The sequence below is a fragment of the Legionella sp. km535 genome (assembly GCF_003990085.1).
GTDB lineage: Bacteria > Pseudomonadota > Gammaproteobacteria > Legionellales > Legionellaceae > Legionella > Legionella moravica.
In genome coordinates this window covers 1-3,968 of sequence record NZ_RZGU01000047.1, presented here as the reverse complement: position 1 = coordinate 3,968, position 3,968 = coordinate 1, and the positions used below count along the sequence as shown (strand labels likewise).

The window sequence follows — 3,968 nt, the reverse complement described above, 5'->3', positions numbered from 1 at the left end:
ATAACAGCCACAGATTACATTCATATTTGGGATATTTAAGCCCAAATCAATTTGAAAAACAGAGCGATTTATTAATGAAAGTTGCTTAACTGGGGTGTAACATTTTGGTTGACCACGTCAAAGGTGCGTATTTATCAGATCGTATATATTAACTTTTCAAAGCATCCAAACTGGTAGTCAATTTTTTCATTAACGAAGGGTTATTTGCTTCTTTAAGTAATTCATCCCAATTATCTGGAGGATGTCCATTTTCCAGCATCTTTCGAAAAATATGATAAGCATCTGCTTTACTCTCATATGCTCTTTTAGAACTGTCATCATTAACCCAAGCATAAATAATTATTTTACTTTCTTGATGATATCTAAAAAATAATCGATATTGTTGAAAAAATTTAGCTCGAAACCAATGTTTGTGGTTATTTCCTAATGTTGAGCCTTGTCGAAATTCTGTAGCTGCAGGATCGATTGGAATTTTTTCAAAAGCTAATTTAGCAATAGCTGCTAATTTTTTTGTCGAGTTTCGTGTATGAAAATTTGAAGGGTCCTTCTGTTTTACATTTTCTACCTCATTAGCCAGCGCCTCTACTTGTTGCAAAAAAAGAGGATGACATAAAATAGCCCAACCATTTATTGTTATTATTGAATTATCAACCATTAGCGAGTTACTCGGTTTTCAATTAATTCTTCATCCTCGGTTAAAGGTTCATCTAAATTGACTTCTACATTTGCAACTAAAGAGTGGATGCGAGTTATTAAATCCTGACTAATAGTTGTCAGATTTTTGGGGTTATTTTGAATGTCTTTAGCAATGAAATTCAAAAATTCAGCAATTACTGGATCTTCTTCATCCTCTGCTCGAGTCATAAGAACATGGCCGTCAGATTGAACGGTGTATCGAATTTTATCTCTTTTTCCTAGATGCAGGGCTTTTCTTACAGCATCTGGTACAGTTGTTTGATAACGATCTGTGAGGGTGGACTCGGTTTGTAGTAATCTAGCCATGATTATCTCGATAAAGATGTATATATTATATGGTAATGCATATGCATTGTCTTGTCAAGATTCGTACATTTATAAAAATCTATGAGGCTCTTTTTTAATTTGTTCTAATGGTAGTATTTCCGCAGATTTTACTACACACATACATTTCAAAATGTAGTCTGTAATAAGCTGCATAGGCTTTCGTAGCCGTTCAACATCAACAATAATATACCCAGCAGTCACATCATTACTCATCTTATGGTTCATTAAACGCTTCAACGCATAAGCAGGGATATCCAGACTTTCAGCAATAGTGATAAAAGTTCGTCTCAAATCATGGACTGTAAAATGAACGCCGGAGTTTTTTATCACATGCGCCATTGTCTTACGTGGTTCAATAATATGACCTGCTGCCCCTGGTCCCGGAAAAACATAGTCGTTTATTGCTTTTTCTTTTCTGGCAATCAGTAGATCATAAAGAAAGTCAGAAAGGGGGAGGGTGTGGGATTCATTGTTTTTGGTTTTATTGATAGTGAATGATTTTGCTTTTAAGTCGAGATCAGACCATTTCAAAGTCGCTGCTTCTTGTCGGCGTAGACCTGTTAATAAGATTAACAACAAATAATCTCGTAATGTATCGTTTTGGATTTGTTGTAAACCAGCATACCATGCGGCTAGTTCATGAGACTTTATATAGGTTTTTCGTCTTTCGATGCGATACCAGGCACGTGTTTGCGACAGGCGTTTTACTGGGTTATCGATGAAAAGAGAGTGACCACTGTTGTCTTCATACTGGCCAGCTGCAAAATTGAATAAGGCTCTTAGGATTCGCATGGCTAAATTAGCATAGGCTTCTCCATGTTCGTTGCCCAGCTTTTCGTGGTATTTAGCTATGCGATCTCTGGTGATTGATAACATAGGTTTACTCTTCCAGCTCGTGAAGGCTTTATCTAATATGTGTTTGTAATTATCTATAGTTCTAGGCTTTAAGTTCTTTCTGGTTTTTAGGTAGTTTTTAAAGACTTGATTCAAAGTAATATCTCGAACCTCAGTTGCTTTCTTTTCAGCGATAGGGTCAATGCCCATGGCGATTTGCCCTAAAAGGTGCAGGGCTTTGTTTTTTGCCATTTCAGCGGTTAACTCTGGGTAATGCCCTAAAGTAATTCGGCAGCGTTTCTTATTTATGAATTTTTCAACGAAAAAGGCTTTTGCTCCTCCAGAAGTCACACGTATGCCGAAGCCTTTCAGATTGTCGTCGTAATATCTTTTTTGTGTCGTTTTTCCTACTTCCGTTGCTTGAGGAAGAGGGAGGTTTTCTACATTTGTTTTGTTTATTTTCATAATTAACTTTTACACTTGTTTTTGAATGTGTCGCAACTGTGTCGCACAATTATTTAAAATCCATTAATAGAACTTATAACGTAATAATGCTGTAACATCAAGTAAATAAAGGGATATTAAAAGAATTTCAAAGAGTGTCAAATTGGCTAAAACCCATAATTCACTAATTCGTAATCAAAAGGTCTGAGGTTCGATTCCGCGCAGCGGCATTTTAAAATCAATGGGTTACAAATTAAAAATCAATATTAATGAAAATTTGGTACCAATTTTGGTACCGTTTTTGAAATGTAATTGATAGACATTAATTGATATCAAAGTTAAATTATGCTTTTAAAAGGAGACTATAATTTAATGTCGATAACAATTACTTTATTTAAACACATTATATTTTTCGTCTAAGGAATATACCAGAGCTATATAAATGCTCTGAGCCATTTGATATTCTTTTTCACTTGTTACCATCCACGGTTTTTCCTTGCTTTGTCTAGCCGGGTGTACGTAATTTCTCATTTTCCTTAAAAGGTGTGCTATTTCTGAAGCATTAAAAACGGCATTTTCAGTCTCTATGTTTTGTATCCAGCCAGTTCTAGTACATACCTGTATAAGTGTATCAAAGCTCCATGTGGTTGGATCTTTTGCATTGCCTTTCTTTTTGTTTCTTTTGGTATCAGTTTCCTTTATGTCTTGTTTCTCAATTTCTTCAAATGCTGCTTCTGCGAGTGGAGTGGATTTTAAACAGATTAATATTAGCGTTCCTTCTAAAGCAGCGGCTAATGCAATAATTCCAGCAAGATAGGCACCTGCTTTTGATGATTTCATCGCATCCTTTTCATAGTTAATTACAGTCTCTCTGAGTATTTCAGAAGTAGCATCCTTATGATGGAAAATTCTACGCCCATGTTCTCGTAACCTATCAAATTCTCTTAAAGTTTCTATAAATGTTTCTTCATATATTTTATCGTATTCTTTTGATGGTTTGTTGTACTCACGTGGCCCTTTTCCAGCAGGCCAGGAATGACCATCTTTAAGGCCATGTTTTTTTTCAATTTCATCCATTTTATCTAATATTGGGCGAATTCGAGCATCATAAAATTTGTCACTCCATCTTGAATCGTGAAATGATTCAATAGGTGCAAGTATAAAGTATGTATATTCTTCTCTACAAAATCTGTAAGACAAATAAAGTTCAAAGGAAAATATCGGTATGTAATTATTTTTTTGTTTAAATCTATTATGTAGTTTTTTATTTTGAGTTGACAAAATCTTTATCATTAAATAGTATGCCCAAAATTTTTTCACCAATAGCAAGCCTAGGGGATTGAAAAATCCGTAAAGTTACTTCTCTAAGGAAGTGAAGTATGCAAAAAAAAAATGATACCACTTTATGCAGTCAGAACGATCTGGCAACTCTTATTAAAGACACAAAGATACAAGAAAGACAAAGAGAAATTTTACTTAAATCTATCAAGAAATGGCATAAAGATAGAGGGTTTTATGACAGGTGGCTTTGGATAGGCACAAACCACGGTAATCCCCCCGAAAAATAATTGATGCCAAAAATAGAATTTTCTCATAATCTATGCTGGAGGAGATTCTGCATGAAAAGATCAAAATTTAGTGACAATCAAATACTATCGATTCTAAAA

5 protein-coding genes are annotated in these 3,968 nt (G+C 34.7%); 1 reads left to right on the top strand and 4 read right to left on the bottom strand.

Features of this window, described 5'->3' with window-relative positions:
- Positions 1–148: 148 nt before the first annotated feature.
- The 4 genes from ELY21_RS15410 to ELY21_RS15395 form a co-directional block, all read right to left on the bottom strand.
- Positions 149–655 (bottom strand): type II toxin-antitoxin system YhaV family toxin, encoded by a 507-nt coding sequence (locus tag ELY21_RS15410; RefSeq protein ID WP_127110929.1) that lies wholly within the window; start codon positions 653–655, stop codon positions 149–151.
- Positions 655–1,002, bottom strand: coding sequence for a type II toxin-antitoxin system PrlF family antitoxin (locus ELY21_RS15405; RefSeq protein WP_127110928.1), 348 nt, complete (start codon positions 1,000–1,002; stop codon positions 655–657). The genes ELY21_RS15410 and ELY21_RS15405 overlap by 1 nt, the downstream gene beginning before the upstream one ends.
- Positions 1,003–1,071: 69 nt before the next feature.
- Entirely contained in the window at positions 1,072–2,322 is a 1,251-nt protein-coding gene (locus ELY21_RS15400; RefSeq protein WP_127110927.1) for a tyrosine-type recombinase/integrase, read from the bottom strand.
- A 369-nt stretch (positions 2,323–2,691) separates the two neighbouring features.
- Positions 2,692–3,621, bottom strand: coding sequence for a hypothetical protein (locus ELY21_RS15395; protein WP_127110926.1), 930 nt, complete (start codon positions 3,619–3,621; stop codon positions 2,692–2,694).
- Positions 3,622–3,680: 59 nt separating this feature from the next.
- Here ELY21_RS15395 and ELY21_RS15390 point away from each other — a divergent pair, with 59 nt between their 5' ends.
- Entirely contained in the window at positions 3,681–3,869 is a 189-nt protein-coding gene (locus tag ELY21_RS15390; RefSeq protein ID WP_127110925.1) for a hypothetical protein, read from the top strand.
- Positions 3,870–3,968 lie beyond the last annotated feature (99 nt).